Origin of the sequence: Streptomyces sp. NRRL F-6492 (assembly GCF_001280125.1) — a bacterium.
Classification (GTDB): domain Bacteria; phylum Actinomycetota; class Actinomycetes; order Streptomycetales; family Streptomycetaceae; genus Streptomyces.
In genome coordinates this window covers 14,749-38,872 of record NZ_LGEG01000250.1, presented here as the reverse complement: position 1 = coordinate 38,872, position 24,124 = coordinate 14,749, and the positions used below count along the sequence as shown (strand labels likewise).

General features: G+C 75.0%; 20 protein-coding genes. 8 read left to right on the top strand and 12 right to left on the bottom strand.

Annotation, left to right across the window (positions count from 1 at the left end; all coding sequences use genetic code 11):
- Positions 1 to 972 (top strand): hypothetical protein (locus ADL08_RS27800; RefSeq protein WP_053647745.1); only part of this gene is annotated, 972 nt, incomplete at its 5' end.
- Positions 973 to 975: 3 nt separating this feature from the next.
- Here ADL08_RS27800 and ADL08_RS27795 read toward each other — a convergent pair.
- The 6 genes from ADL08_RS27795 to ADL08_RS27775 all read right to left on the bottom strand — a co-directional run bounded on the left by ADL08_RS27795 (position 976) and on the right by ADL08_RS27775 (position 4,844).
- Positions 976 to 2,148 (bottom strand): serine hydrolase domain-containing protein, encoded by a 1,173-nt coding sequence (locus ADL08_RS27795; RefSeq protein WP_053647739.1) that lies wholly within the window; start codon positions 2,146 to 2,148, stop codon positions 976 to 978.
- Positions 2,149 to 2,249: 101 nt separating this feature from the next.
- Complete coding sequence (locus tag ADL08_RS27790) at positions 2,250 to 2,735, bottom strand: NUDIX hydrolase (protein ID WP_053647736.1); 486 nt, start codon at positions 2,733 to 2,735, stop codon at positions 2,250 to 2,252.
- Positions 2,736 to 2,744: 9 nt separating this feature from the next.
- Positions 2,745 to 3,032, bottom strand: a complete 288-nt coding sequence (locus ADL08_RS39060) for an HPP family protein (protein WP_324610434.1) — start codon at positions 3,030 to 3,032, stop codon at positions 2,745 to 2,747.
- Entirely contained in the window at positions 2,975 to 3,307 is a 333-nt protein-coding gene (locus tag ADL08_RS39055) for a hypothetical protein (RefSeq protein ID WP_324610435.1), read from the bottom strand. The genes ADL08_RS39060 and ADL08_RS39055 overlap by 58 nt, the downstream gene beginning before the upstream one ends.
- Positions 3,308 to 3,473: 166 nt before the next feature.
- Entirely contained in the window at positions 3,474 to 4,355 is an 882-nt protein-coding gene (locus ADL08_RS27780; RefSeq protein WP_053647734.1) for a pyridoxamine 5'-phosphate oxidase family protein, read from the bottom strand.
- Between the two features lie 33 nt (positions 4,356 to 4,388).
- Positions 4,389 to 4,844 carry a VOC family protein gene (locus tag ADL08_RS27775; RefSeq protein WP_053647732.1) on the bottom strand — a complete coding sequence of 152 codons (456 nt, stop codon included), beginning with the start codon at positions 4,842 to 4,844 and terminating at the stop codon, positions 4,389 to 4,391.
- Positions 4,845 to 4,974: 130 nt separating this feature from the next.
- On the opposite strand from ADL08_RS27775, the gene ADL08_RS27770 reads away from it, so the two are divergent.
- The 5 genes from ADL08_RS27770 to pepN all read left to right on the top strand — a co-directional run bounded on the left by ADL08_RS27770 (position 4,975) and on the right by pepN (position 14,123).
- Positions 4,975 to 5,517 carry a CGNR zinc finger domain-containing protein gene (locus ADL08_RS27770; protein WP_053647730.1) on the top strand — a complete coding sequence of 181 codons (543 nt, stop codon included), beginning with the start codon at positions 4,975 to 4,977 and terminating at the stop codon, positions 5,515 to 5,517.
- Between the two features lie 174 nt (positions 5,518 to 5,691).
- Entirely contained in the window at positions 5,692 to 9,000 is a 3,309-nt protein-coding gene (locus ADL08_RS27765; protein ID WP_078968176.1) for a S8 family serine peptidase, read from the top strand.
- 173 nt (positions 9,001 to 9,173) lie between these two features.
- Positions 9,174 to 10,190, top strand: coding sequence for an aspartate-semialdehyde dehydrogenase (locus ADL08_RS27760; protein WP_053647728.1), 1,017 nt, complete (start codon positions 9,174 to 9,176; stop codon positions 10,188 to 10,190).
- An 88-nt stretch (positions 10,191 to 10,278) separates the two neighbouring features.
- Entirely contained in the window at positions 10,279 to 11,493 is a 1,215-nt protein-coding gene (locus ADL08_RS38845) for a TerD family protein (RefSeq protein WP_053647726.1), read from the top strand.
- 53 nt (positions 11,494 to 11,546) lie between these two features.
- Positions 11,547 to 14,123 (top strand): aminopeptidase N, encoded by a 2,577-nt coding sequence (gene pepN / locus ADL08_RS27750; protein ID WP_053647724.1) that lies wholly within the window; start codon positions 11,547 to 11,549, stop codon positions 14,121 to 14,123.
- 87 nt (positions 14,124 to 14,210) lie between these two features.
- On the opposite strand, the gene alc is transcribed toward pepN, so the two are convergent.
- From alc to ADL08_RS27735, 3 genes are read right to left on the bottom strand one after another with little or no spacing between them, the layout of a single operon-like run.
- Positions 14,211 to 15,335, bottom strand: a complete 1,125-nt coding sequence (alc, locus tag ADL08_RS27745; RefSeq protein ID WP_053647722.1) for an allantoicase — start codon at positions 15,333 to 15,335, stop codon at positions 14,211 to 14,213.
- 59 nt (positions 15,336 to 15,394) lie between these two features.
- Positions 15,395 to 16,321 (bottom strand): LysR family transcriptional regulator, encoded by a 927-nt coding sequence (locus ADL08_RS27740; protein WP_053647720.1) that lies wholly within the window; start codon positions 16,319 to 16,321, stop codon positions 15,395 to 15,397.
- A 9-nt stretch (positions 16,322 to 16,330) separates the two neighbouring features.
- Positions 16,331 to 17,317 (bottom strand): EamA family transporter, encoded by a 987-nt coding sequence (locus ADL08_RS27735; protein WP_053647719.1) that lies wholly within the window; start codon positions 17,315 to 17,317, stop codon positions 16,331 to 16,333.
- 143 nt (positions 17,318 to 17,460) lie between these two features.
- Between ADL08_RS27735 and ADL08_RS27730 the strand changes: the two genes are divergently transcribed.
- Complete coding sequence (locus ADL08_RS27730) at positions 17,461 to 17,979, top strand: MarR family winged helix-turn-helix transcriptional regulator (protein ID WP_053647717.1); 519 nt, start codon at positions 17,461 to 17,463, stop codon at positions 17,977 to 17,979.
- Positions 17,980 to 18,111: 132 nt separating this feature from the next.
- Here the strand turns inward: ADL08_RS27730 and ADL08_RS27725 are convergent, their stop codons facing one another.
- The 3 genes from ADL08_RS27725 to ADL08_RS27715 are packed head-to-tail and all read right to left on the bottom strand — an operon-like array spanning position 18,112 to position 20,706.
- Complete coding sequence (locus tag ADL08_RS27725; RefSeq protein WP_053647716.1) at positions 18,112 to 18,339, bottom strand: hypothetical protein; 228 nt, start codon at positions 18,337 to 18,339, stop codon at positions 18,112 to 18,114.
- 20 nt (positions 18,340 to 18,359) lie between these two features.
- Positions 18,360 to 20,492 carry a 4-alpha-glucanotransferase gene (gene malQ / locus ADL08_RS27720; protein ID WP_053647714.1) on the bottom strand — a complete coding sequence of 711 codons (2,133 nt, stop codon included), beginning with the start codon at positions 20,490 to 20,492 and terminating at the stop codon, positions 18,360 to 18,362.
- 1 nt (position 20,493) lies between these two features.
- On the bottom strand, positions 20,494 to 20,706 hold the full coding sequence (locus ADL08_RS27715) for a hypothetical protein (protein WP_053647711.1): 213 nt from the start codon (positions 20,704 to 20,706) through the stop codon (positions 20,494 to 20,496).
- A gap of 234 nt (positions 20,707 to 20,940) precedes the next feature.
- Here ADL08_RS27715 and ADL08_RS27710 point away from each other — a divergent pair, with 234 nt between their 5' ends.
- Positions 20,941 to 24,081: a beta-N-acetylglucosaminidase domain-containing protein gene (locus tag ADL08_RS27710; protein ID WP_053647709.1), complete on the top strand. Its 3,141-nt coding sequence runs from the start codon at positions 20,941 to 20,943 to the stop codon at positions 24,079 to 24,081.
- Positions 24,082 to 24,124: the final 43 nt, after the last annotated feature.

The following is a 24,124-nucleotide window of genomic DNA, read 5'->3' as shown; positions in this document are numbered from 1 at the left end:
CTCCCCCTCTCCTCCCCCACCGGGCAGCCCCGACGCCTCGCCAGTTCCGACCAGTTGAGGGCGCAGGGCGTTTCCGCCGCCGACGTCGCCGCGCGGTGCCGGCCCGGCGGGTGGCAGCAGCTGCTGCCCGGCGTCTTCCTGCTCCAGCCCGGACCGCCCACCAGCGAGGAGCGGCTGCACGCCGCCCTGCTCTACGCCCGCGGGCCCGGGACCCTGCCACGCCAGGGCCGGGAGGCGATGATCACCGGGCTCGCCGCCCTGACCCTGCACCGCTTCTCCTCCGCTCCCCCGCTCACCGCCCTGGAGCGGATCGACGTCCTGGTGCCGCGCACCCGGCGGCCGCGCTCGACCGGCTGGGTGCGGGTGGTGCGCGCCCCGGAGGCGCCGGAGCCGGTGCGGCTCACCGGCGTCCCCGTCGCCCCGGTCGCCCGCGCCGTCGCCGACGCGGTGTCGGGCCTGCCGGAGGCGGAGGAGGTCCGCGCGCTGCTCACCGAGGCGGTGCGCGGCGGCCACTGCGAACCGGGCGCGCTGGTGCGGGAGCTGAGCCGGGCCCGGCTCCTCTCCCGGCCGCACGTGGAGGACGCGGTGGACGCGCTGCTCGCCGAGGGGCGCTCGCTGTCCGAGGAGCGGCTGTACGAGCTGGTGCGGGAGTTCGGGCTTCCGGACCCGCTGTGGAACGTGGACCTGCGGCTGCCGGGCGGCCCGCACCTGGGCGGGGTGGACGCCTACTGGCCCGACCAGGCGGTGGCCGTCGAGCTGGACACCCGGGCGCCCCGGCAGGACGACGACGAGCTGTGGTCCGAGTACACCCGCAAGCGCGAGCACCTGGAGCGGCTCGGCATCACGGTCGTCCACCTCACCCCGCGCAAGCTGCGCGAGACGAGGGACCAGCAGGCCACCGTGGTCCGTACGGCCCTGATGGCCGCGCCGGACCGGCACCCCGCCGCGTACGTCGTCGTCCTGCCCCGGTGAGGGCTAGGACCGGGGGGCGGTGCCGCAGAACTCGGCCTCCAGGACGGCGCCGCCGTCGCCCGTCCAGTCGGCGTTGAGGTTCAGGGCGAGGGAGTGCTCGCCGTCGCGGGTGACGCGGCCCTCGGTGGAGGAGCCGTGGATGCCGCCGGAGTGGCCCCAGATCTCCTTGCCGCAGCTCAGCTTCTGCCACATGATCCCGAGCCCGTAGCGGATCTGCGGGAGCTCCGGGGCGACCTGGACGGTGGTGGTCAGCTCCCGCATCTCCGCCTTCGGCAGCAGCCGGCCCTTGAGGAGGGCGCGGTAGAAGGTCTGGAGGTCGTTGGAGTCGGAGATGATCTCGCCCGCCGATCCGGCCAAGGACGGGTTGAGGCGGGAGACGTCGTGGACGGGCGCGTCCGGGTCGGCGGAGAGCTTGGACCAGGCCGGGCTGCTGGGCCTCGGCATCGACGGGCGGGTGCCGGGGACGCTGGTGGCGCGCAGCTTCAGGGGCTTGATGATCCGGTTCTCGACGGCCTTCCCGTAGGGGCGGCCGGTGACCTCCTCGATGATCATGCCGGCGAGGACGTAGTTGGTGTTGGAGTAGCTCCAGCTCGTGCCGGGCTCGAAGTCGGCGGGGTGGGCCAGGGCGACGGCGACGAGCTGTCGCGGGGTCCAGGTGTCGTAGCGGTGCTCCAGGAAGCCGGGGCCGAAGACCTTCTCCTGGAAGGCGGGGTCGGAGGTGACGTCGAAGACGCCGCTGGTGTGGTTGAGCAGCTGGCGGACGGTGATCCGGCGGCCGTCGTGGCCGTTGCCCCGGACGACGCCGGGCAGCCACTTCTCGACCGGGTCGTCGAGGTCGATCCGCCCCTCGGCCTGGAGCTGGAGGAGGACGGTGGAGACGAAGGTCTTGGTGAGGGAGCCGACCCGGTAGCGGTCGTCGCCCCCGCGCTCGCCGGCGGTGCCGGTCCAGTTCCTCCGCCCGTCGCGGGCCTGCGCGACGGCGCCGGGCACGCCCGCGTCGATCTGCGCCTGGAGCGCCTTCCGGGTGGCCTCGTGGCCCCGCTGCCGGGATTCGGGGGCCGCGAGGGCGGGGGTGGCGAGGGCGGTGGCGGTGAGGCCCGCCACGAGGACGGCGGCGACGGCGGTGCGGACGGTACGGGTGGTGCGGGTGGTGCGGGTGGTGCGGACGGCTGGCATGCGGGCTCCCCTGGGCTCTGCGCGGCGTGTGCCTCGGTCGGCGGGCAGGACTCGCCGGGGCGCCGGGAGGGTTGAGCGGGCCCGGGACGGTTGAGCCGTTTTCAGCCGTTCGGCGGCAGGGTGGGGTCGCGCGGCACGCTCAGCCGGGAACGGCCGGTCGGGGGCCGCTCCCGCCACAGGTCGAGGCCGATGTCGACGAGTTCGACGCGGGGCAGGCCGGGCACGGCGGAGAGCGGGTGCCAGGCGGCCAGGTCGGTGGAGCCGCCGGTCTCGTGGCGCAGCTCGCCGCCGGTGATCCGGGCCTCGTAGACGATCCGCAGGCCCTGGAGGCAGCCGGGTCCGGCGAAGCGGCGCGGCCAGGAGCTCCGGACGGAGTCGATGCCGAGGAGGGCGACGGGTTCGGCGGCGTACCCGGTCTCCTCCTCGACCTCGCGGACCATGGTCCGGGCGGGCTCCTCGCCGTGGTCCATGCCGCCGCCCGGCAGGGTCCACAGCCTGCTGCCGTCGCCCGCCACCCAGCGGGCGAGCAGGATCTCGTCGCCCCGGACACAGACGGCGTAGGCCGCCACCCTCAACTCCCTCTTCATGCAACGAGGTTAGATCCAGTACGCGGGGTACGTCCGGCCCGTCGCGGGAGCGGCCGCGAGGCCGGCGGCGACCAGGAGGAGGCAGGCGAGGGCGAGAAGGCCGAGAAACGACCAGAAGGGCGGGTCCTGGAGGGCGACGACGACGGCCGTGGCGGCGGCGGGCGAGTGCGGGGCACGGGCGAGCGCCATCACGCCGAGGGCCAGGCCGCCCGCGACGGCGGCGCCCCACGGCCCGGGTCCTACCACGGCCAGGACCGCGAATCCGGTGAGGGCGGAGAGGAGTTGGCCGCCGACCACCGAGCGGGGCTGGGAGAGCGGCAGCCCCTGCTGATCCCGCCGCCCGCCGCGAGCGCCGCGCTCGCGGCGAGCGGCGGGATCAGCAGGGGCTGTCGGAGGAGGGTGCCCACCGCGACCAGGAGCAGCAGCACGGCGACCGCGGCGGCGGTACCGCCGAGCAGGACCCGGGGCCGGGGCCGGGCGGGCGGCCGGGGGCGGCGAGCCGCTTCGGGGGCCTCGGGCGCTTCAGGTGCTTCGGGTGCTTCGGGGGCCTCTGCGGCCGGGGTGGTGGGCACGGGGTCCTCGGGGGTCGGTGGATCGGGCGAGGCCGGTGGGGCTTGCGGGCCCGGCAGGACCGATGGGTTCGGTGAGGCCTGCGGGGCTGGTGGGGCCTGCGGGGCCCGTGGGCCCGTGGGCCCGTGAGGTGGGCGCAGCCCGGGACCGGGGCCCCGGGCCGGGGCGTCAGGGTGTGGCCGGGTTGGCCGGGGAGTACTCCGGGGGCGACCAGCGCAGGGGGCTGGCCCCGGGCGTCTCCACCACGTGGTCGGCGCGGAAGCGGACCACGCGCTCCTCCGGGCCGTACTCGGTGTGCGCGAGGCCGGTGAGCTGGAGGGTGGTCCCGGTCTCCCAGTCCGGGAAGAGCAGGCCGGCGCGGCCGTCCGACTCCAGGTTGCCCAGGGTCAGGAACATCGCGTTGCCCGGGTAGTCCCGCCAGCTCAGCTCCCGGGGCCCGTCGACCCGGACGAAGCCGGGGTTGCCGCCCCGGTGGCTCGCGTCGACGCCGTCGGGGGCGGCGGTGGCCACGAAGAAGGTGTCCGCTGCCCGGACGCGGGCCGCCTGGGCGGGGGTGAGCGTCTCGCCGTGGTGCGGGGTGCCGGGTCCGGGGCCCGCGGGCTCGGAGTCGTACCGCTCCCTCTTCTGGAGGTACTTGGGGCAGTTGGAGAAGACCCGGTCCGCCGTGACGGTGAAGCCGCGGCGGCTGGGCCGGGCGGTGCCGTTGAGGCGCATGCGGCGGCGGGTGCCGGGGTCGAGGGCGAGGGTGCCGACGGGGGTGCCGGCCGGGGTGATCGCGCCCGCGAGCGGGTCGTGGGCGGGGACGCCGCCGGCGACGGAGACGGTGTCCGGGCCGGTGGCGCGGACGAAGCCGGGCGCGCCGGTGAGCAGGCTCGCCCAGACGCGCCCGGCTTCGTCCGCCGCGCCGATCACCAGCATCGGCCGGGCCTCCAGGAAGGCGGCGGCGACCGGGCGGATGCCGGTGCCGACGGAGCGGCCCACGTGCTCGGCGAGGTGGCGGACGCCGACGCGCTCCTGCACGGCGAGCGATCCGGGGTGGTAGGCGCCCATGGGGTCCTCCGGTGGGTGGGGGCGGTCGTCCGGCTAGAAGAAGCCGCAGGCGGGGGCCGTGCCCGAGGGGGCCGGGGCCGTTTCGGCGCCCTTCGGGACGGAGATCTCCAGGCGGGTGCCGTCGGGGTCGTGGAAGAAGATGCCGCCGGAGGCCGCGCCCTCCCGGTGGGCGACGACCCCCTCGTACGCGAAGACGGCGCCGCGCGCGGTGAGCGCGGCCTCGGCGGCGCGGACGCGGTCGAGGGACTCGGCCTCGAAGGCGAGGTGGTGGAGGCCGGGGCGGCCGGGGTCGTGGGCACCCTCGGCCTGCTGCCAGAGGGTGAGGACCAGGGCGCCGTCCCGGCCGAGGAAGGCGTGTTCCCTCCCCTCCTCCGCGCCCCTCGCGAGGACCTCGAAGCCGAGGACGTCCGCGTAGAAGGCGAGGGAACGTTCCAGGTCGGTGACGTTGAGGCCGACGTGGTGGGTGGTGAGCGTGCCGATCGCGGACATGGCGGTTCCCTCCCGAGCGGGCCGCCCCGTACGGGCTAACCGTCTAGTTCGACTTTAGGGGTTAGCCGGAGCGGGCGTCAACCGCTCACGTACTCTTGAGGGGTTAGTCCATCGAGGAGGATGCCCGCCCATGACCGCCATCGACCCCCGGCCGCTCACCGGCGAGCCCGTCTCCCTCGACCTGCTCAACACCCGCTGGAACGAGGAGGGCGTCCGCCGGGACCTACTCACCGGCGTCGAGGGGCTCGCCGTCTGGCTCGCCGCCCACGGCCTGGAGGGGCGGTTCGCCGCGGACGCCACCACCCTGCGCCACACCCTCACCGCCCGGGACGCGCTCGCCTCGCTCGTCGACCGCCCCGGCGACCCCGACGCCGCCGCCCGCGTCGACGCCGTCCTCGGCCACGGCCGCATCCGGGCCGTGCTCACCGCCGAAGGCCCCGGCGAGGAGGCCGAGTTCGCCGACCCGACGTGGGGGCCGGGCTGGACCGCCGCCCGCGCCCACCTCGACCTGCTGCGGACCGCGCCCGACCGGATCCGGGCCTGCGCCCACGAGGCGTGCGTCCTGCACTTCTTCGACACGTCGCGGAACGGCACCCGGCGCTGGTGCTCGATGGCGATCTGCGGCAACCGGGCCAAGGCCTCCCGGCACTACGCCCGCTCCAAGGAGGCGTGACGCCCCGGTTGGGGCCGTTTCGCCCCCGGTGGCGCATCGGGCGCACTGGCGGGTTCCCGCCATGACGCACACCATCTCCCTGTCAACTCTCCCCAAAACCCTGTCATTTGCGAAAGGCTGAGCGGTCATCCGGAACCGATATCCGGACCCTCTCCTTCACAGACAGGGATGTACATGGCCACCCCCCAGACTCCGGGCCCCATAGCCCGGTCCTCGGCGCCCGGACGGAGACGCGCGGCCCGCATCGCGGCCGCCACCGGTCTCGTCGCCGCGCTCGTCGCGTCCGGCACCGTGCCCGCGTTCGCCTCCGACGACCCGGGGACCACTCCCCCCGTCAAGGCGTCGGACTCCGCCGACAAGCTCGGCGCCGTCGACGCCCAGCGCCTCACCGAGGCCCAGGCGAACGGCGAGAAGAACGTCACCGTCCTCGTCGCCACCGCCCCCGGTGCCACCGAGCAGGTCGCCGCCCAGCTGGACGCCGTCGCCGGCGCCTCGGTCGGCAAGCAGCAGGACGCGCTCGGCTACGTCCGCGCCACCCTGCCGACCGCCAAGGCCGAGGCCGCCATCCGGGCCGCCACCAAGCTCTCCTCGGTCCAGGCCGTCGACCTCCAGGCCGAGATCCCGCTGGACGACCCGCGCCCCGAGGCGGGCGCCGTCGAGGGCACCACCGTCGCGAAGACGTACCCGGCCCCCGGCAAGAAGACCCCGGCGAGGAACCCGTACAACCCCTCCCACGAGACGGGCGCGGTCGACTTCGTCGAGAGCCACCCCAAGGCCGACGGCCGCGGCGTGACCATCGGCGTCCTGGACTCCGGCGTCGACCTCGGCCACCCGGCCCTGCAGAAGACCACCACCGGCGAGCGCAAGATCGTCGACTGGGTCACCGCCACGGACCCGCTGACCGAGGGCGACGCCACCTGGCGCGCGCAGATCACCCCGGTCGCCGGCCCCGTCTTCACCGCCTCCACGCAGAGCTGGAAGGCCCCCGAGGGCGCGTACCGGTTCAGCCTCTTCACCGAGTCGATCACCGCGGGCGGCGACCCGGCCGGCGACATCAACCGGGACGGCGACACCACCGACGTCTTCGGCCTGCTGTACGACCCGGCCGCCGGTACCGTCCGCGTGGACACCGACCAGAACAACGACTTCACGGACAACGCGCCGATGAAGCCGTACAAGGACGGGTTCCAGATCGGCTACTTCGGTACCGACGACCCCGCCACCGAGGTCGTCGAGAAGACTCCGTTCGTCGTGGAGATCCGCAAGGACGTCCCGATGGACCCGGCCGGCGGCACCTGGGTCGGCAAGAAGGCCGACTTCGTCAACGTCGGCCTCGTCGGGTCCTCGCACGGCACCCACGTCGCCGGCATCACCGCCGCCCACGGCCTCTTCGGCGGCAGGATGAACGGCGCGGCCCCCGGCGCGAAGATCGTCTCCTCGCGCGCGTGCACCTGGACCGGCGGCTGCACCAACACCGCCCTCACCGAGGGCATGACGGACCTCGTCGTCAACCGCGGCGTCGACATCGTCAACATGTCGATCGGCGGCCTGCCGCAGCAGAACGACGGCGACAACGTCCGCGCCCGCCTCTACACCCGTCTGATCGACCAGTACGGCGTGCAGCTGGTCATCTCGGCCGGCAACTCGGGCCCCGGCATCAACACGATCGGCGACCCCGGCCTGGCCGACAAGGTCCTCTCGGTCGGCGCGGCCGTCTCCAAGGACACCTGGGCCGCCAACTACGGCTCGGCCGTCGAGAAGAAGTACGCCATGTTCCCCTTCTCCTCGCGCGGCCCGCGCGAGGACGGCGGCTTCACCCCGACGATCACCGCCCCCGGCTCGGCCGTGAACACCATCCCGACCTGGCTGCCGGGCGCCGGCCTCGCCGAGTCGGGCTACGCGCTGCCCGCCGGCTACGGCATGCTCAACGGCACCTCGATGTCCTCGCCGCAGGCGGCGGGCGCGAGCGCGCTGCTGCTCTCGGCCGCCAAGCAGAAGGGCATCGCGCTCTCCCCGCTCACCCTGCGCACCGCGCTGACCTCCACCGCCCGCCGGATCCCCGGTGTCGCCGCGCACGAGCAGGGCGCCGGCCGCATCGACATCGAAGAGGCCTGGGAGTCCATCAAGGACGGCGCCACGGCGCACGACTACAAGGTGCAGGCCCCGGTCGACACCCTGATCTTCCCGGCCCCGCGCACCGGCACCGGCGTCTACGACCGCGAGGGCGACCTCAAGGTCGGCCAGAAGCGGGTCTACGACGTCACCCTCACGCGCACCAGCGGCCCGGACCGTCCGGTCCGGCACGACCTGGACCTCAAGTACAACGACGGCACCTTCCGCATCGTCGGTGAGGACCGGATCTACCTGCCGCTGAACCAGCCGGTCACCGTCAAGCTCCAGGCCAAGGCGTCCTCCGCCGGCGTCCACAGCGTCATCCTGGAGGCCGACGACGAGCGCACCGAGGGCGTCGACAAGCAGATCCTCGCCACCTCGGTCGTCGCGCACGACCTGGCCGCCCCGGCCTACGGCCTCACCGCCCAGGGCTCCGTGCAGCGCAACAGCACCACGTCCTACTTCGTCACCGTGCCGCAGGGCGCCAAGACGCTGGAGGTCTCGCTGTCCGGGCTGAAGGAGAAGAGCCAGACCCGGTTCATCGCGATCCACCCGGTCGGCGTCCCCGTCGACCCGACCGCGACCACGGGCTGCTACCCGCACTACAACCCGGCGAACACCTGCCGCCCCGACCTGCGCTCCTACCCGAACCCGACGCCGGGCGTCTGGGAGGTCGAGGTCGAGGCCCGCCGCACGTCGCCGGACCTGGACAACCCGTACACCCTGGGCGTCTCGGCCCTCGGCGTCGACTTCGACCCGGTCGTCCAGACGGTCCCGGAGGCGAAGGTCGGCACCCCGGCCCCCGTCCAGTGGAAGGTCGCCAACCGCTTCGCGGGCATCGAGGGCACCCTCAAGGGCGGCTCCCTCGGCTCCCAGAAGACCGAGACGCCGACCATCCTGAACAAGCAGAAGCACACCCGGACCGTCACCATCGGCGAGGGCGTCGAGCGGCTCGACATCGCGATCGGCAACACCTCCGACAGGGCCGCCGACCTCGACCTGACCGTGTCGCTCAACGGCAAGCAGGTCGCGCAGGCCGCCGACGGCGACTCGGAGGAGGCCGTCTCCCTGGTGAAGCCGGCCGCGGGCACGTACACCGTCGTCATCGACGGCTACTCGGTCCAGGCCGCGGGCGGCACCACGTACGACTACAAGGACGTGTACTACTCGTCCGCGCTCGGCACCGTGAAGGTCGACGGCTCGAAGCCGGCCGCCCTGCCCAACGGCGGGTCCGCCACGGTGACGGCCGAGGTCGTCGTCGCCGGCGCCGCTCCCGAGGGACGCCAGTTCTTCGGCGAGGTCCAGCTGGTCAACGCCCGCGGCACCGTCGCGGGCGCCGGCAGCGTCCTGATCGGCGCGGTCACCCCGTAACACCGTGTGATCGGAGGGGGCGGGCGCCGGTTCCGGTGCCCGCCCCCTCCCCCCTTCTCCCCCCTTCCCGTCCCGGACCTTGGACAACGGATTGGACAAGGCGACCGTGGTGGCCCGCATGATGGACGAGCAGCACCCCGCCCATACGTCCCCATGAGCACGGAGGAGTCCCCGTGAAGGTCGGAATCGTCGGAGCCACCGGTCAGGTCGGCACAGTCATGCGCGGCATCCTGGCCGAACGCAAGTTCCCGCTCGACGAGCTGCGGCTCTTCGCCTCCGCCCGCTCCGCCGGCACCGTCGTGGACGGCATCACGGTCGAGGACGCCTCCACCGCCGACTACACCGGCCTGGACATCGTGCTCTTCTCCGCCGGCGGCGCCACCTCCAAGGCCCTCGCCGAGAAGGTCGCCTCCCAGGGCGCCGTCGTGATCGACAACTCCTCCGCCTGGCGCCGCGACCCCGAGGTCCCCCTCGTGGTCTCCGAGGTGAACCCGCACGCGGTCAAGGACCGCCCCAAGGGCATCATCGCCAACCCGAACTGCACCACGATGGCCGCGATGCCGGTCCTCAGGCCGCTCCACGAGGAGGCCGGCCTGGTCGCCCTCGTCGCCACCACCTACCAGGCCGTCTCCGGCTCGGGCGTGGCCGGCGTGGCCGAGCTGGACGGCCAGGTCAGGGCCGTCGCCGAGGACGCCGCCGCGCTCACCCACGACGGCGGGGCCGTCGACTTCCCGGAGCCCGGCGTCTACAAGCGCCCGATCGCCTTCAACGTGCTGCCGCTGGCCGGCTCGATCGTCGACGACGGCTCCTTCGAGACCGACGAGGAGCAGAAGCTCCGCAACGAGTCCCGCAAGATCCTGGAGATCCCGGAGCTCAAGGTCTCCGGCACCTGTGTGCGCGTCCCGGTCTTCTCCGGCCACTCCCTCCAGGTCAACGCCCGCTTCGAGCGCCCGATCGGCGTCGAGCGCGCCTACGAGCTGCTGAAGGACGCCGAGGGCGTCGAGCTCTCCGAGATCCCCACCCCGCTCCAGGCCGCCGGCAAGGACGCCTCGTACGTCGGCCGCATCCGCGTGGACGAGACCGTCGACAACGGCCTCGCGCTCTTCGTCTCCAACGACAACCTGCGCAAGGGCGCGGCGCTGAACGCCGTGCAGATCGCGGAGCTGGTCGCGGCCGAGCTCCAGGGCTGACGGCCGCCGCGGGGCGCGTACCGGAGGGGCGGTCTCCCGTTGCGGGGAGCCGCCCCTCCGGCGCGTCCGCGCGTGCCAGAGTTCCCCCATGAACCGGATACCCGAGGGGGACGACGTCCCGGTGCCCCCGCAGGCGCTCCACGTGGCGGCCGGCTGGCAGACCGGGCACGGGGTGCCCGAGGTGGACGTGTCGGCGCTGCTCCTGGACGCCGCCGGGCGGGTGCGGGGCGACGCCGACCTGGTCTTCTACAACCACGCCGACCATCCCTCGGGGTCCGTGCGGCACCTGGGCCGATCGGCCCCCGGCGCGCCCGGCGACCGGGCCGCGGACTGGCTGTGGCTGGACCTCGCGCGCGTGGAGCCGGACGTGGCGCGGATCGTGGTCGCCGCCTCCGCCGACGGGGGCGGCTTCGGGCGGGTGCCCGGCCTCGACGTGCGGGTCACGGACGCGGCGGGGGCGCCCGTCGCGTACCGGCCGATCGGGGGCGCGACGACGGAGACCGCCTTCGTCTTCGGCGCGTTCCACCGGTGGGACGGCGGCTGGCGGTTCCGTACGGCCGTCCGGGGGTACGCCTCCGGGCTCGCCGGGCTCGCGACGGACTTCGGCATCGTGGTGGAGCCCCCGCCGCCGCCGATCCCGGGGCCGGGGTACGTGCCTCCGGCGGCGCCCCCGCCGTACGCGCCCCCGGCCCCGGCCCCGGCCCCGGCCCTCCCGGTCCGGGTCCCCGCCCCCGTCCCGTCCGGCGCGGAGTTCCGGCCCGCCGTGTACCGGGGGCGCGGCAAGGAGACCGTGCACTGCGACCCGCGCCTGCCGGCGGGCGGCTGGGTGCTCCTGGAGGTGGAGTCGTACCACTCGCTCCTCACCACGGTGGGGTCCTGCGACGCGTACGGGCGGTCCGAGGACTTCCTGCTCACGGCGTACGAGGACGACGTCCGGGCCCGGACCGTCGCCCTGGTCCCGCGCTCCCGCCCGCTGACGCTGCGGGTGGACGCCGACGCCCCCTGGACGCTGCGGGTCCTCCCGCTCTCCCACGCGCGCCGCTTCGACAGCCACGTCGAGGGGACCGCGCACGACCTCGTGGTCTACGACGGACCGCCCGGGGTCCTCGACTTCACGCACCACGGGGAGGGTCGCTTCGCCGTGCACCGGCACGCCGCGCCGGAGGACCCGCTCCACGACGACGAGGAGCGGACCCGGCTGGTCGACGAGGTCGGCGAGGTCCGGGTGGGCGCTCCCGTGGCGGGTCCCGGGCTGCTGCGGATCAGCGGCGACGGGCCGTGGAAATGTGTCGTGCGTCGCTGAGCCGCCCCGTGGAAGGATGGGCCCCATCGTCATGAAACAGAGGAGTTGACCGGGTGCCTGGCACGAACCTGACCCGTGAAGAGGCTCGGCAGCGGGCGGCGCTGCTGACCGTGGACGCGTACGAGGTCGAACTCGACCTCTCCGGTGCGCAGGAGGGCGGCACCTACCGGTCCGTCACCACCGTCCGCTTCGATTCCGCCGAGGCGGGCGCCGAGACCTTCATCGACCTCGTCGCCCCCGCCGTCCACGAGGCCGTCCTGAACGGGCACGTCCTGGACGTCGCCGCCGTCTTCCGCGACTCGCGGATCGCCCTGCCGCACCTGCGGGAGGGGCGCAACGAGCTCAGGGTCGTCGCCGACTGCGCGTACACCAACACCGGTGAGGGCCTGCACCGCTTCGTCGACCCGGTCGACGACCAGGCCTACCTCTACACCCAGTTCGAGGTGCCGGACGCGCGGCGCGTGTTCGCCTCCTTCGAGCAGCCCGACCTCAAGGCGACCTTCCAGTTCACCGTGAAGGCCCCGGCCGGCTGGAAGGTCGTCTCGAACTCGCCGACCCCGGAGCCCGAGGGCGACACGTGGGTCTTCGCGCCCACGCCCCGGATCTCCACGTACATCACGGCCCTGATCGTCGGCCCGTACCACTCGGTGCACTCGACGTACGAGAAGGACGGGCAGACCGTCCCGCTCGGCGTCTACTGCCGTCCGTCGCTCGCCGAGTTCCTCGACGCGGACCACATCTTCGACGTCACGCGCCAGGGCTTCGACTGGTTCCAGGAGAAGTTCGCGTACGACTACCCGTTCGCCAAGTACGACCAGCTGTTCGTGCCGGAGTTCAACGCGGGCGCGATGGAGAACGCGGGCGCGGTCACCATCCGCGACCAGTACGTCTTCCGCTCGAAGGTGACGGACGCGGCGTACGAGCGGCGGGCCGAGACCATCCTGCACGAGCTCGCCCACATGTGGTTCGGCGACCTCGTCACCATGGAGTGGTGGAACGACCTGTGGCTGAACGAGTCGTTCGCCACCTACACCTCGGTCGCCTGCCAGGCCGCCGTGCCCGGCACCCGCTGGCCGAACGCCTGGACCACCTTCGCCAACGCGGAGAAGACCTGGGCCTACCGCCAGGACCAGCTGCCCTCCACGCACCCGATCATGGCCGAGATCAACGACCTGGAGGACGTGCTCGTCAACTTCGACGGCATCACGTACGCCAAGGGCGCCTCGGTCCTCAAGCAGCTCGTCGCCTACGTCGGCCAGGACGAGTTCTTCAAGGGCGTGCAGGCGTACTTCAAGGCGCACGCCTTCGGCAACACGCGCCTGTCGGACCTGCTCGGCGCCCTGGAGAAGACCTCCGGCCGCGATCTGACGTCCTGGTCGAAGGCGTGGCTGGAGACGGCCGGCATCAACGTCCTGCGTCCGGAGATCGAGACCGACGCGGACGGCGTCATCACCGCCTTCACGGTCCTCCAGGAGGCCCCGGCGCTGCCCGCCGGCGCCAAGGGCGAGGCCGTCCTGCGCCCGCACCGGATCGCGATCGGCTTCTACGAGCTGGACGAGACCGGCCGGCTCGTCCGCACCGACCGCCTGGAGCTGGACATCGCGGCGGCCGGGCGGACCGAGGTGTCGCAGCTCGTCGGCAAGGGCCGCCCGGCGGTCGTCCTCCTCAACGACGACGACCTGTCGTACGCCAAGGTCCGGCTCGACGACGTGTCCCTGGCCAACGTCACCGAGCACCTGGGCGACTTCGCCGAGTCGCTGCCGCGCGCGCTGTGCTGGGCCTCGGCCTGGGACATGACCCGCGACGGCGAGCTGGCCACCCGCGACTACCTGGAGCTGGTGCTCTCGGGCATCGCCAAGGAGTCCGACATCGGCGTGGTGCAGTCGCTCCAGGGCCAGGTCAAGGCGGCCCTCGACCTGTACGCGGCGCCGCAGTGGCGCGAGGCCGGGCTGTCCCGCTGGACCGAGGCGACGCTCGCGCACCTGCGCGCGGCCGAGCCGGCGAGCGACCACCAGCTGGCGTGGGCGCGGGCCTTCGCGGCGACCGCCCGCACCCCGCAGCAGCTCGACCTGCTCGCGGCCCTCCTGGAGGGGCGCGAGACGATCGAGGGCCTGGCGGTGGACACCGAGCTGCGCTGGGCGTTCGTGCAGCGGCTCGCGGCGACCGGCGACTACGACGAGACGGAGATCGCCGCCGAGCTGGAGCGCGACCGCACGGCGGCGGGCGAGCGGCACGCGGCGACCGCGCGGGCGGCCCGCCCGACGGAGGAGGCCAAGGCCGAGGCCTGGGCGTCGGTCGTCGAGGACGACAAGCTGGCGAACGCCGTGCAGGAGGCCGTCATCGGCGGCTTCGTCCGGTCCGACCAGCGCGAGCTGCTCGCCCCGTACACGGCGAAGTACTTCGCGGCGGTCAAGGGCGTCTCGGAGACCCGCAGCCACGAGATGATCCAGCAGATCGTGGTCGGCCTCTACCCGACGCTCCAGGTCTCGCGGGAGACCCTGGACGCGACGGACGCGTGGCTGGAGGAGCACAAGCCGGCTCCGGCGCTGCGGCGTCTGGTGACGGAGTGCCGCGCGGGCGTCGAGCGCGCCCTGAAGGCGCAGGCGGCGGACGCGGCGGCGGCGGTCTGAGACCCACCGGCAGGCCGTACGTGAGTACGTGAGTACGCGAGAAGGGGCGCCCTCCCCCGCGGGGCGCCCCTTCTCCGTGGCCCGGCGTCAGCCGCCCAGGGCCGTGAAGCGGGCGCGCAGATCGGCCGCGCCCTGCTCCGTCAGCGTGCCGTGGAGCCGCATCCGGGCGACGCCACCGTCCGGGAAGGCGTCCAGGCGCACATGGGTGACGACGGCCCGCGCGGGCAGCTTGAAGCGGTGGAGGGTGTCGGGCTGGAGCCGGGTCCTGGGGATGATCTCGAACCACTCGCCCGTCTCGCCGTTGCGGCCCTGGAGGGCGATCCAGCCCGCCGAGTTGCCCTTGAGGCAGGCGGTGTCGATCTCGACGGCGCGGACGGCGCCCTGGGCGGCGAGCCGGAAGCGGACCCAGTCGTGGGTGTCGCGGACCCGGCGGCGGCGGTTCTCCCAGCCGTCGTCCATCTTGCGGGACGTGCCGGGCAGGATGATCTGGGTGGGCGAGGAGTAGAACCGGTCCGAGGCGTCCTCGTACGTGCCGCCGTTCAGTACGGAGACCAGGTCGAGGGTGCCGAGGAGCTCCAGCCACTCGGGGTCGGGCACGACCTCGCCGTGGACGCGGAGGCGGGCGACGCCGCCGTCGGGGTGCTGGCGGAGGCGGACGTGGGTGAAGCGGCGCTCGGCGTCGATCGCGAAGCCGTTGGCGGCGTGGCCCCGGACGGGGGTGGGCGGGACGAGCTCCTCCCACTTCGCGTCGAGGAGTTCGGCCGGGCTCGGGCTGCCCTCGACGGCGGTGGCCTGGACCGAGACCTTCTGCGGGTAGTTGCCGCGGAAGTGGGCGGTGTCGACGACGATCCCCCGGACGACGCCGGGGGCGCCGAGGCGGACGATCGCCCAGTCGTGGTCCTCGGGGGCGGGGAAGACGTGGTCGGCGTCGGCGCCCCGGCGGCGGCGGGTCTCCCAGCCGTCCATGATCTTGCCCTTGTGGCCGAAGCGCTCGGGGTCGAAGAGGGCGCGCTCGCGGACGAGGAGGTTCTCCCGCTCGGCGAAGAACTCGTCGTTGGCGGCGACGACCCCGGCGCCGAGACGGCGGTCGGCGAGGTCGACCAGCTCGGTGAAGGGGAAGTCCCCGGTGCGGTAGTCGGCGTAGGGGTCTCCGCCGGAGTAGGGGGCGGCGTCGTTGGCGTGCGGGTCCTGGTTCTCGTCGAAGCTGCTCATGGACCGACCTTCCCGCGTCCGCCCCTTCCAGGTCCATCGAATGTTTTCGACGGGTTCTTTCAGCTCTGCTGAACGGTTTCGCGTTCCGCCGCCGCCTGCCGGAGCGCGGCCAGGACCCGGGCCACCGCCGGGCCCTCCTCCGCCCCGCTCCGCACCGCCGCGACGACGTGGCGGCGCGGCTGGTCGGCGGAGAGGACGCGCATGACGACCCCGGTGCCGCCCCGGCGTTCGGCGGAGGCCATGCGGGGCACGAGCGCGATCCCCATCCCGGCCTCGACCATGGCGAGGATCGCGGTCCAGCCCGAGGCGCTGTGGGCCTGCCCGGGGACGAAGCCGGCGGCCTCGCAGGCGGCGGTGGTGATCTCGGACCAGGGCCCGGAGCCGCCGTAGATCCAGGGTTCGGCGGCGAGGTCCGCGAGCCGCAGACCGGGCGCGCCGGCGAGCGGGTGCCCGGCGGGCAGGGCCACGTCGAGCGGGTCGGCGAGCAGCGGAACCCGGCTGAACTTGGGGTCGCGGGCGGAGGGCGCGTGGGCGGCGAGCGAGAGGGCGAGGTCGACCTCGCCGGCCGTGAGCAGCTCGTACGCCTCCGCCGCCTCGGCCTCCCGGACGCGGACGTCGAGCCGGGGGTGCGCGGTCCGCAGCCGCCGCACGGCGGGGACGACGAGCGCGGGCACGGAGGTGGAGAAGGCCGCCACCCGCACCTGCCCGGCCTCGCCCCGCAGATAGCCGTCGAGTTCGGCGTCGGCGCGCTCCAGCTGGACGAAGACCGCCTCCGCGTGCCGCAGCACCAGATGGGCGGCGTCGGTGAGCCGGACCCGGCGGCCCTGGGCCTCCAGGAGCGTCACCCCGAGCTGCCTGGCGAGGTTGGTGAGCTGCTGCGAGACGGCCGAGGGGGTCATGAGCAGGGCCTCCGCGGTCGCGGTGACGGTGCCGCGGTCGCGGAGGGTGCGGAGGATCCGGAGCTTCTTGATGTCCCACTCGGTCATGGGCGCAACCTATCGGGGCGCCTCGGAAGCCTCCGGCCGGGCCGAAGCTTCCGGGCCGGTCCGTTCGTCCTCGCCGAAGGTTCCGGGCTCCGCCGGGGCGTCGGGCGTGCGGGGGGCGAGCTGGCCCGCCAGGGTGGCGCCGAGGGCGATCGCCATGCCGAGCAGCTGGACCGGGCCGAGCGCCTGGCCGAGCGCCGCCCAGCCGATGATCGCGGCGGTGACCGGCGAGAGGGGGCCGAGGAGGGTGAGCGAGGAGGCGCTCAGCCGCTCGATGCCGCGGAACCAGAGGACGTACGAGATCGCGGTGTTGCCGAAGGCCAGATAGGCGTAGCCGGCCAGGTTCGTGCCGGTCAGGGCCGGCGGGGCGCCCTCGACCAGGAGGGCGATCGGCAGGATGACGAGGCCGCCCGCGGTGAGCTGCCAGCCGGTGGCGGCGAGGGCGTTGACGCCCTCGGGACGGCCCCAGCGCTTGGTGAGGACGACGCCCGCCGACATGGAGAGGGCGGAGAGCAGTCCGGCGACCACGCCGACGAGGTCGAGCGCCGCCCCGGCCTTGAGGACCACGAGGCTGACGCCGAAGGCGGCGGCGACGGCGGTGACCAGGGACCTGACGGTGGGCCGGTCGCCCAGGAGGAGGGCGGCGAGGCCGACGACGAAGAGCGGTCCGACGGAGCCGACGACGGCGGCGACCCCGCCGGGGAGCCGGTAGGCGGCGAGGAAGAGCAGCGGGAAGAAGGCGCCGATGTTGAGGACGCCGAGGACGGCGGCCTTCCCCCACCAGGCGCCCTTCGGGAGCGTGCGGGTGAGCGCCAGGAGCAGGAGTCCGGCGGGCAGGGCGCGCATCAGGCCGGTGAAGAGGGGCCGGTCGGGCGGCAGGAACTCGGTGGTGACGTAGTAGGTGGAGCCCCAGGAGATCGGGGCGAGGGCGGTCAGCGCGACGAAGGCGGCCCTGCGGGACGTGGCGGTCGGACGGGACGGAGTGGTCTGGCGGGACATGCGGGTTCCCCCTGGAGGCGAGTGCCGGTGCGCGGGGCGCGGAGACCCCGTTTCCGCTTGGCGCTAATTAACTTAGCACTAAGCTACTTACGCACAAGTGGCTTTCTTGCCGTCGAGTCGTACGGAAGGGGAGACTGGAACCCATGGACACGAAGACCCCCGGCCCGGGCCCCGCCCACGACGCCGTCGACGCCATCACCGACCAGTGGGCGGTCGTCCGGCCCGACCTGGACACGGTGCCGATGGCCGTCTTCGGCCGGATCTACCGGCTGGCCGGCGCCATGGGCGACAGGGTGACCAGGGCGTACGCGCCGCACGGCGTGGCGCGCGGGGAGTTCGACGTGCTCGCGACCCTGCGCAGGTCCGGGGAGCCGTACACGCTCTCGCCGCGCGAGCTGTCCGCCACCCTGATGATCACCACGGGGGGCATGACGGGCCGGCTCGACCGACTGGAGAAGGCCGGGCTGCTCAGCCGCAGCCCCGACCCGAACGACCGGCGCGGGCTGCGGGTCACCCTCAGCGGGCGCGGCAGGGAACTGGTGGACCGGGCGGTCGCGGACGGCCTCGCGGAGCAGCGGGCGGCCCTGGAGGCGGCGCTCGACGCGGAGGAGGCGGAGCAGCTGGCCGGGCTGCTGCGCAAGCTGCTCGCGGCCACGGTCTGACGAAGGCGGGAGCGCGCGGGGGGCGTGGGCGCGGGCGCGCGAAGGCGCCGCACGGTACGTCGGTACCGTGCGGCGCCCTCGACGGAGACGGAGGAAGGAGTCGCTCCTTCTCGGAGTCGCTCCTTCTCGGAGTTACGCCTTCTTCGACTTGTCGAGCACCATCACCAGGCCGGCGATGATCAGGAACAGCACCAGCGGGGCGGCCACGAACAGGCCGAGGGTCTCGACGACCTCCAGCTTGGGGGCCGGGTCGTCACCGTCGTCGCGGGTGAGCGCGAGCGCGGGGGACGACATGAGCAGCATCATCAGCGTCGTACCGGCCGCGACGGCGCCGGCGCGCAGGGCGTTCTTCTTGTCCACGGTGCAAACGTAGCGAACGCCTATGCGCGCCGCGCGCCCGGGGGTGCCGTACGGGCGTGCAGCTCGCTCAGGAGGGCGTGCGCCCGGGGCGAGGCGGCCAGCGCCTCCAGGGTGAGCGGCTGCCCGTCGGGGCCCGCGACCGGCAGCCGCCAGTTGGGGTACTCGTCCCAGGTGCCCGGCAGGTTCTGCGGTCTGCGGTCGCCCACGGCGTCCGGCAGCCACACGCCGACCATCCGGGCCGGGGTGGCGAGCAGGTACCGGTGGACGGCCCGGATCTCGGCCTCCTCCCCCGGCCCCTCCGGAAGCAGCCCGAGCCGCTCGAACAGGCCGCGCCACTCGGCGGTCTCGGCCCGGTCCGCCACCCGCTCGCGCTCCAGGTCGCCGGGGAGCAGCCCGAGCCGGTGCCGCAGCACGACGTGGTCGCCGGAGAGCCGGGCGGCGGTGGAGGGCAGGTCGTGGGTGGTGGCGGTGGCGACGCACTCGGCGCGCCACTCCTCCGGGGGCAGCGGGTGGCCGGTGCCCGCCCAGTCCCGCTCGAACCAGAGCACGGAGGTCCCGAAGACCCCGCGCCGGGCCAGCTCCTCCCGCACGCCCGGCTCGACCGTGCCGAGGTCCTCGCCGATGACCAGGGCCCCGGCGCGGTGCGCCTCCAGGACCAGGACGGCGAGCATCGCCTCGGCGTCGTACCGGACGTACGTGCCCTCGGTGGGCTCGCGGCCCTCCGGCACCCACCAGAGCCGGAAGAGGCCCATCACGTGGTCGATGCGCAGCGCGCCCGCGTGGCGCAGGAGTTCGCGCAGGAGTCCCCGGTACGGGGCGTAGCCCGCGGCGGCGAGGGCGTCGGGCCGCCAGGGCGGCAGGCCCCAGTCCTGGCCCCGGGAGTTGAAGGCGTCGGGCGGGGCGCCGACCGACATGCCGGCGGCGAAGGCCTCCTGGCCGGCCCAGGCGTCCGAGCCCTCCGGGTGGACGCCGACCGCCAGGTCGTGGACGATCCCGATCTCCATCCCGGCCTCGCGGGCGGCCCCGGCGGCGTCGGCGAGCTGCCGGTCCGTCAGCCAGGCGAGCCGGCAGTGGAAGTCGACCCGGGCGGCCAGGGCGGGATCGGCGCGCACGGCCGCCTCCGCCGCGCGCGGGGTGCGCAGGGCGTCGGGCCAGGCGCGCCAGTGGTGGCCGTGCCGCTCGGCGAGGGCCTGGTAGGTGGCGTGGTCCTCCAGGGCGCGGCCCCGCCCGGCCAGGAAGTCGTGGAAGTCGGCGCGCCTCCCGGGGCCGGGCTCCACGCTCGCGAGGAGCAGCTCCAGGGCCCGCCGCTTGACCTCCCAGACCGCGTCCCGGTCGATCAGGGCGCCCTTGCCGAGGACCCGTTCGCGCAGCTCGGCCGCGTCGGCGAGGATCCGGTCCAGCTCCTCGCGGCGCTCGGGGCCGATCAGGGCGTACTCGGGGATCTCCTCGATCCGCAGGTGGACGGGGTCCGGGAAGCGGCGCGAGGAGGGGCGGTACGGGGAGGGGTCGGTGGGCGCGCCGGGCACGCCCGCGTGGAGCGGGTTGACCTGGACGAACCCGGCGCCGTGCCGCCGGCCCGCCCAGGTGACGAGCTCGCGCAGGTCGCCGAGGTCGCCCATGCCCCAGGAGCGGGTGGAGAGCAGCGAGTAGAGCTGGACGAGGAGTCCGTAGGCGCGCCGGTCCGGTCCGGGGACGCGCGCGGGGCTCACGATCAGGGTGCCGGTGGCCGTGCGTCCGTCGGGGGCCTCGGCCTGGACCGCGTGGACGCCGAGGGGCAGTTCCGACCAGTCCTCGCCGATGACGACGGCGCCGTCCTCGGTGGTGACCTGGAGGCGGGTGCCGGGCGGGTGGGCGGCCGGGGGGCGGAGCGGGGGCTCGCCGGGCGGGCCCGTCTCCTCGCGCGGGCCGGTGCCGGGCCCCTCGCTCCCGTCCCCGGTCCGCCAGTGGACCAGGGTCGGGGGCAACAGGCTCTCCCGGTCGGCGCGTTCCACCGCTCCGAGGGCGGCCGCGACCGCCTCCGGCGTGGACGCGTCCACGCCCAGGGCGGCCAGGACGGCCACCACGGTGGTCTCGGGCACGGGCACGACGGCGCCGTCGGCGGGGCTGTGGACGGTGGCGACGCCGTGACGGGCGGCGAGACGGGCCAGGGTCACTTCACACTCCGGGGGACTCCGGGCCGCCCGCGTGGACGGGGGCGGTGGGTTCGCTGGTCAGAGGGGCCTCCGCGGTCAGCGGAGGCTCGCTGGTGAGGGGGGACGCGTCGGGCAGGGGCGGCTCGCTGGTGAGCGGCTCGCTGGTCAGCGGCGCGCCGGCGGGTGCCGACTGCTGCGGAATCCGTATCCGTCCGTGGCGGGCGGTCGTGGTCACGGGGGTCTCCCGGTTCGTCTCGGCAGGTGGGACCTGGACAACTACAGAGACCTACCCACCGCACCTCGTTTTACCGGCGGGAAGTGAGGAAGTGGCGTCACCTCGCCGACGGCTCACCGGGCAAAGCCGACACATCGGCCATGCGCATTGACACTTGCGTGCGACGGGTGGTGGGCTCGTGACCGACTCGTGACCAACCGGCGGAGCGGCCGGCCCCGCCGAAGGGAGACCCCCGTGCACCTCGGGCGCAGGAAGCGCACCGCGACGGCCGTCGCCGCAGCGGTCATCGGCGGCCTCCTCGGCGGGGCCGCCCCGGGCGCGGCGCAGGCGTTCCCGAGGGTGCCCGCGGCCCCGACGGCCCCGACGCCCGCGCGGACCCCCGCGGCCCCCGCACCTCCCCCGGCGGACGCCGCCCGGACCCCCGTCCGGGCCCCCGCGCGCGTGCCCGCCGTCTGGCCCCGGCCGCAGTCCCTGGCGGCCGCCGGGCCCGCCGTGCGGCTCGGGGACGAGGTGACGCTGCTCGCGGACGCCGACGCCGATCCGTACGCCCTGGACGCCCTGCGCGAGCTGCTGCGGGCGGCCGGGGTGCGGACCGTCCACACCGGGCTCCCGGGCCGGGGCCCGGTGCTCCGGGCCGCCGGACCGGCCGGGGAGGGCGCGGCGGAGGCGCTGACCGCCCTGGGCGTGCCCGAGCGCCTGGACCTGCCGCGCGGCGGCTACCGGCTCGCCACGGGCCGGTTCCGGGGGCGGGAGACGGTCGTCCTGGACGGGGTCGGCGGGGACGGCCTGTTCCACGCCGTGCAGACGCTGCGTCAGCTCCTCGGCTCCGGCCGGGAGGTGCCCGGGGTCGTCGTCCGGGACTGGCCCGGCACGGCCGAGCGCGGCATCACCGAGGGCTTCTACGGGCGCCCGTGGACCCCGGAACAGCGCCTCGCGCAGCTCGACTTCCTGGGCCGGACCAAGCAGAACCGCTATCTGTACGCGCCCGGGGACGACCCGTACCGCCAGATCCAGTGGCGGGACCCCTACCCGGCCGCGCAGCGGGCGGAGTTCCGCGCGCTCGCCGAGCGGGCCCGCGCCCGCCACGTGACGCTCGGCTGGGCCGTGTCGCCCGCGCAGTCCATGTGCCTGGCCTCGCCCGCCGACGTGGCGGCGCTGACCCGGAAGCTCGACGACATGTGGGCGCTCGGGGTGCGCTTCTTCCAGCTCCAGTTCCAGGACGCCTCGTACGACGAGTGGCACTGCTCCCGGGACGCCGACGTCTTCGGACGCGGTCCCGAGGCGGCGGCCGCCGCCCACGCGCGCGTGGCGAACACGGTCGCCCGGCACCTGGCCGAGCGGCACCCGGACGGCGAGCCGCTCACGGTGATGCCGACGGAGTACTACCAGGACGGGTCGACCGCGTACCGGGCGAAGTTCGCCGGGGAGCTCGACGCGGACGTGCGGGTGGCGTGGACCGGCGTCGGCGTGGTGCCGCGCACGATCACCGGCGGCGAACTGGCCGGCGCCCGCGAGGCGCTGGGCCACCCGCTGGTCACCATGGACAACTACCCGGTCAACGACTACGCGCAGGACCGGCTGTTCCTCGGCCCCGCGACGGGCCGGGAGCCGGCCGTGGCCGCCGGTTCCGCCGCCTTCCTCGCCCACGCCATGGAGCAGGCCGCGGCCTCCCGCGTCCCGCTGTTCACCACCGCCGACTACGCCTGGAACCCGAAGGGCTACCGGCCCGGGGACTCCTGGCGGGCCGCCGTGGACGACCTCGCGGGCCCGGACCCGGCCGCCCGCGAGGCGCTGCGGGCGCTCGCCGGGAACGGCGCCTCCTCGATCCTCGCCCCGGCGGGCGAGTCGGCCTATCTGAAGCCGCTCCTGGACGCCTTCTGGCGGGCGCGCGGCGGTACGGACACGCGCGCGCGTGAGGCGGCGGCGCGCGGGCTGCGGGACGCGTTCACCGTGATGCGGCGGGCCCCCGAGCGGCTCACGGCCACCGCGGGCGGCGCCCTCGACGACGGGAACGAGACGGGACCGTGGCTGGAGCAGCTCTCCCGGTACGGCCTGGCGGGCGAGCGGGCGGTCGACATGCTGCTCGCCCAGGGGCGCGGTGACGGCGCGGCGGCCTGGCGGGCGCAGCGGGAGCTCGAAGGACTGCGGAAGACCCTGGGCACGAGCCGGGTGACGGTCGGCGCGGGGGTCCTCGACCCGTTCCTCACGCGCGCGGTGACCGAGGCGGCGGCCTGGACCGGCGCCGGCCGGACCCCGGCGGCGCGGGCCGAGCGGGCCACCGGCTCGTACACCGTGCGGCTCGACCGGACGCGGTCCGTGGAGAGCCTGACGGTGCTGGCCGAGCCGGGTCCGGAGGGCGGCCGCGCGGGCACCGACGCGCGCGTGGAGGCGTACGTCCCGGGCGAGGGCTGGCGGCCGCTCGGCCCGCTGTCGCCCTCGGGGTGGACGCAGACCGATCTGAAGGGGCTGCGGGCCGAGGCGCTGCGGGTCGCGTGGAGCGAGGGGGGACCGGCCCCCGAGGTGCGGTCCCTGGTGCCGTGGTTCGCGGACGGGCCGCGCGCCGACGTCGCCCTCGCCCGCGCGGAGACGGACGCGGAGATCGGCGGCCCGGCGCAGCGGGTGGACGTGGAGCTGACGGGCCGGCGCGCGGGCGGGGTGCGCGGGCCGCTGACGGCGAGGGCCCCGAAGGGGATCACGGTCCGGCTGCCCGGACGGGCCTCGGTGGAGCGCGGCGGCCGGACGCGCGTCCCCCTGGAGGTGTCGGTGGCGGCGGACGCGCCGGCCGGTGCCTACCGGGTGCCGGTGTCCTTCGCGGGCGAGGAGCGGGTCCTGACGGTCCGGGCCTTCCCCCGTACGGCGGGCCCGGACCTGGCGCGGACGGCGACGGCCTCCTCGTCGGGCGACGAGACGCCCGACTTCCCGGCCGCCTCGGCGGCGGACGGGGATCCGGCCACCCGCTGGTCCTCCCCGGCGGAGGACGGCGCCTGGTGGCAGCTGGAGCTGCCCGCACCGGCCCGGATAGGGCAGGTGGTGCTGCACTGGCAGGACGCGTACGCCTCCCGCTACCGCGTCCAGGTCTCGGCGGACGGCCGGGTGTGGCGCACGGCGGCGACGGTCGCGGAGGGCAGGGGCGGCCGGGAGTCGGTCCGGATGGACGCGGCGGACACGCGCTTCCTGCGGGTGCAGGGGGAGAAACGGGCGACCCGCTTCGGCTACTCGCTCTGGTCGGTGGAGACGTACGCGGTGGCGCCGCAGGCCCCGTCGAAGCCGTCGGTGCCGCCGCGGACCGGTGCCGTGCCGTCCGCGACGGAGCCCCCGGCCGGGGGTCCCGGGACCGCGCCCCCGGGCGCGCCGCAGGAGCGGCCCGCCCCCTGAGGGGCGCACCGCTCCGTGCCGCGGGCCCGCCGCGGGCTCCCGC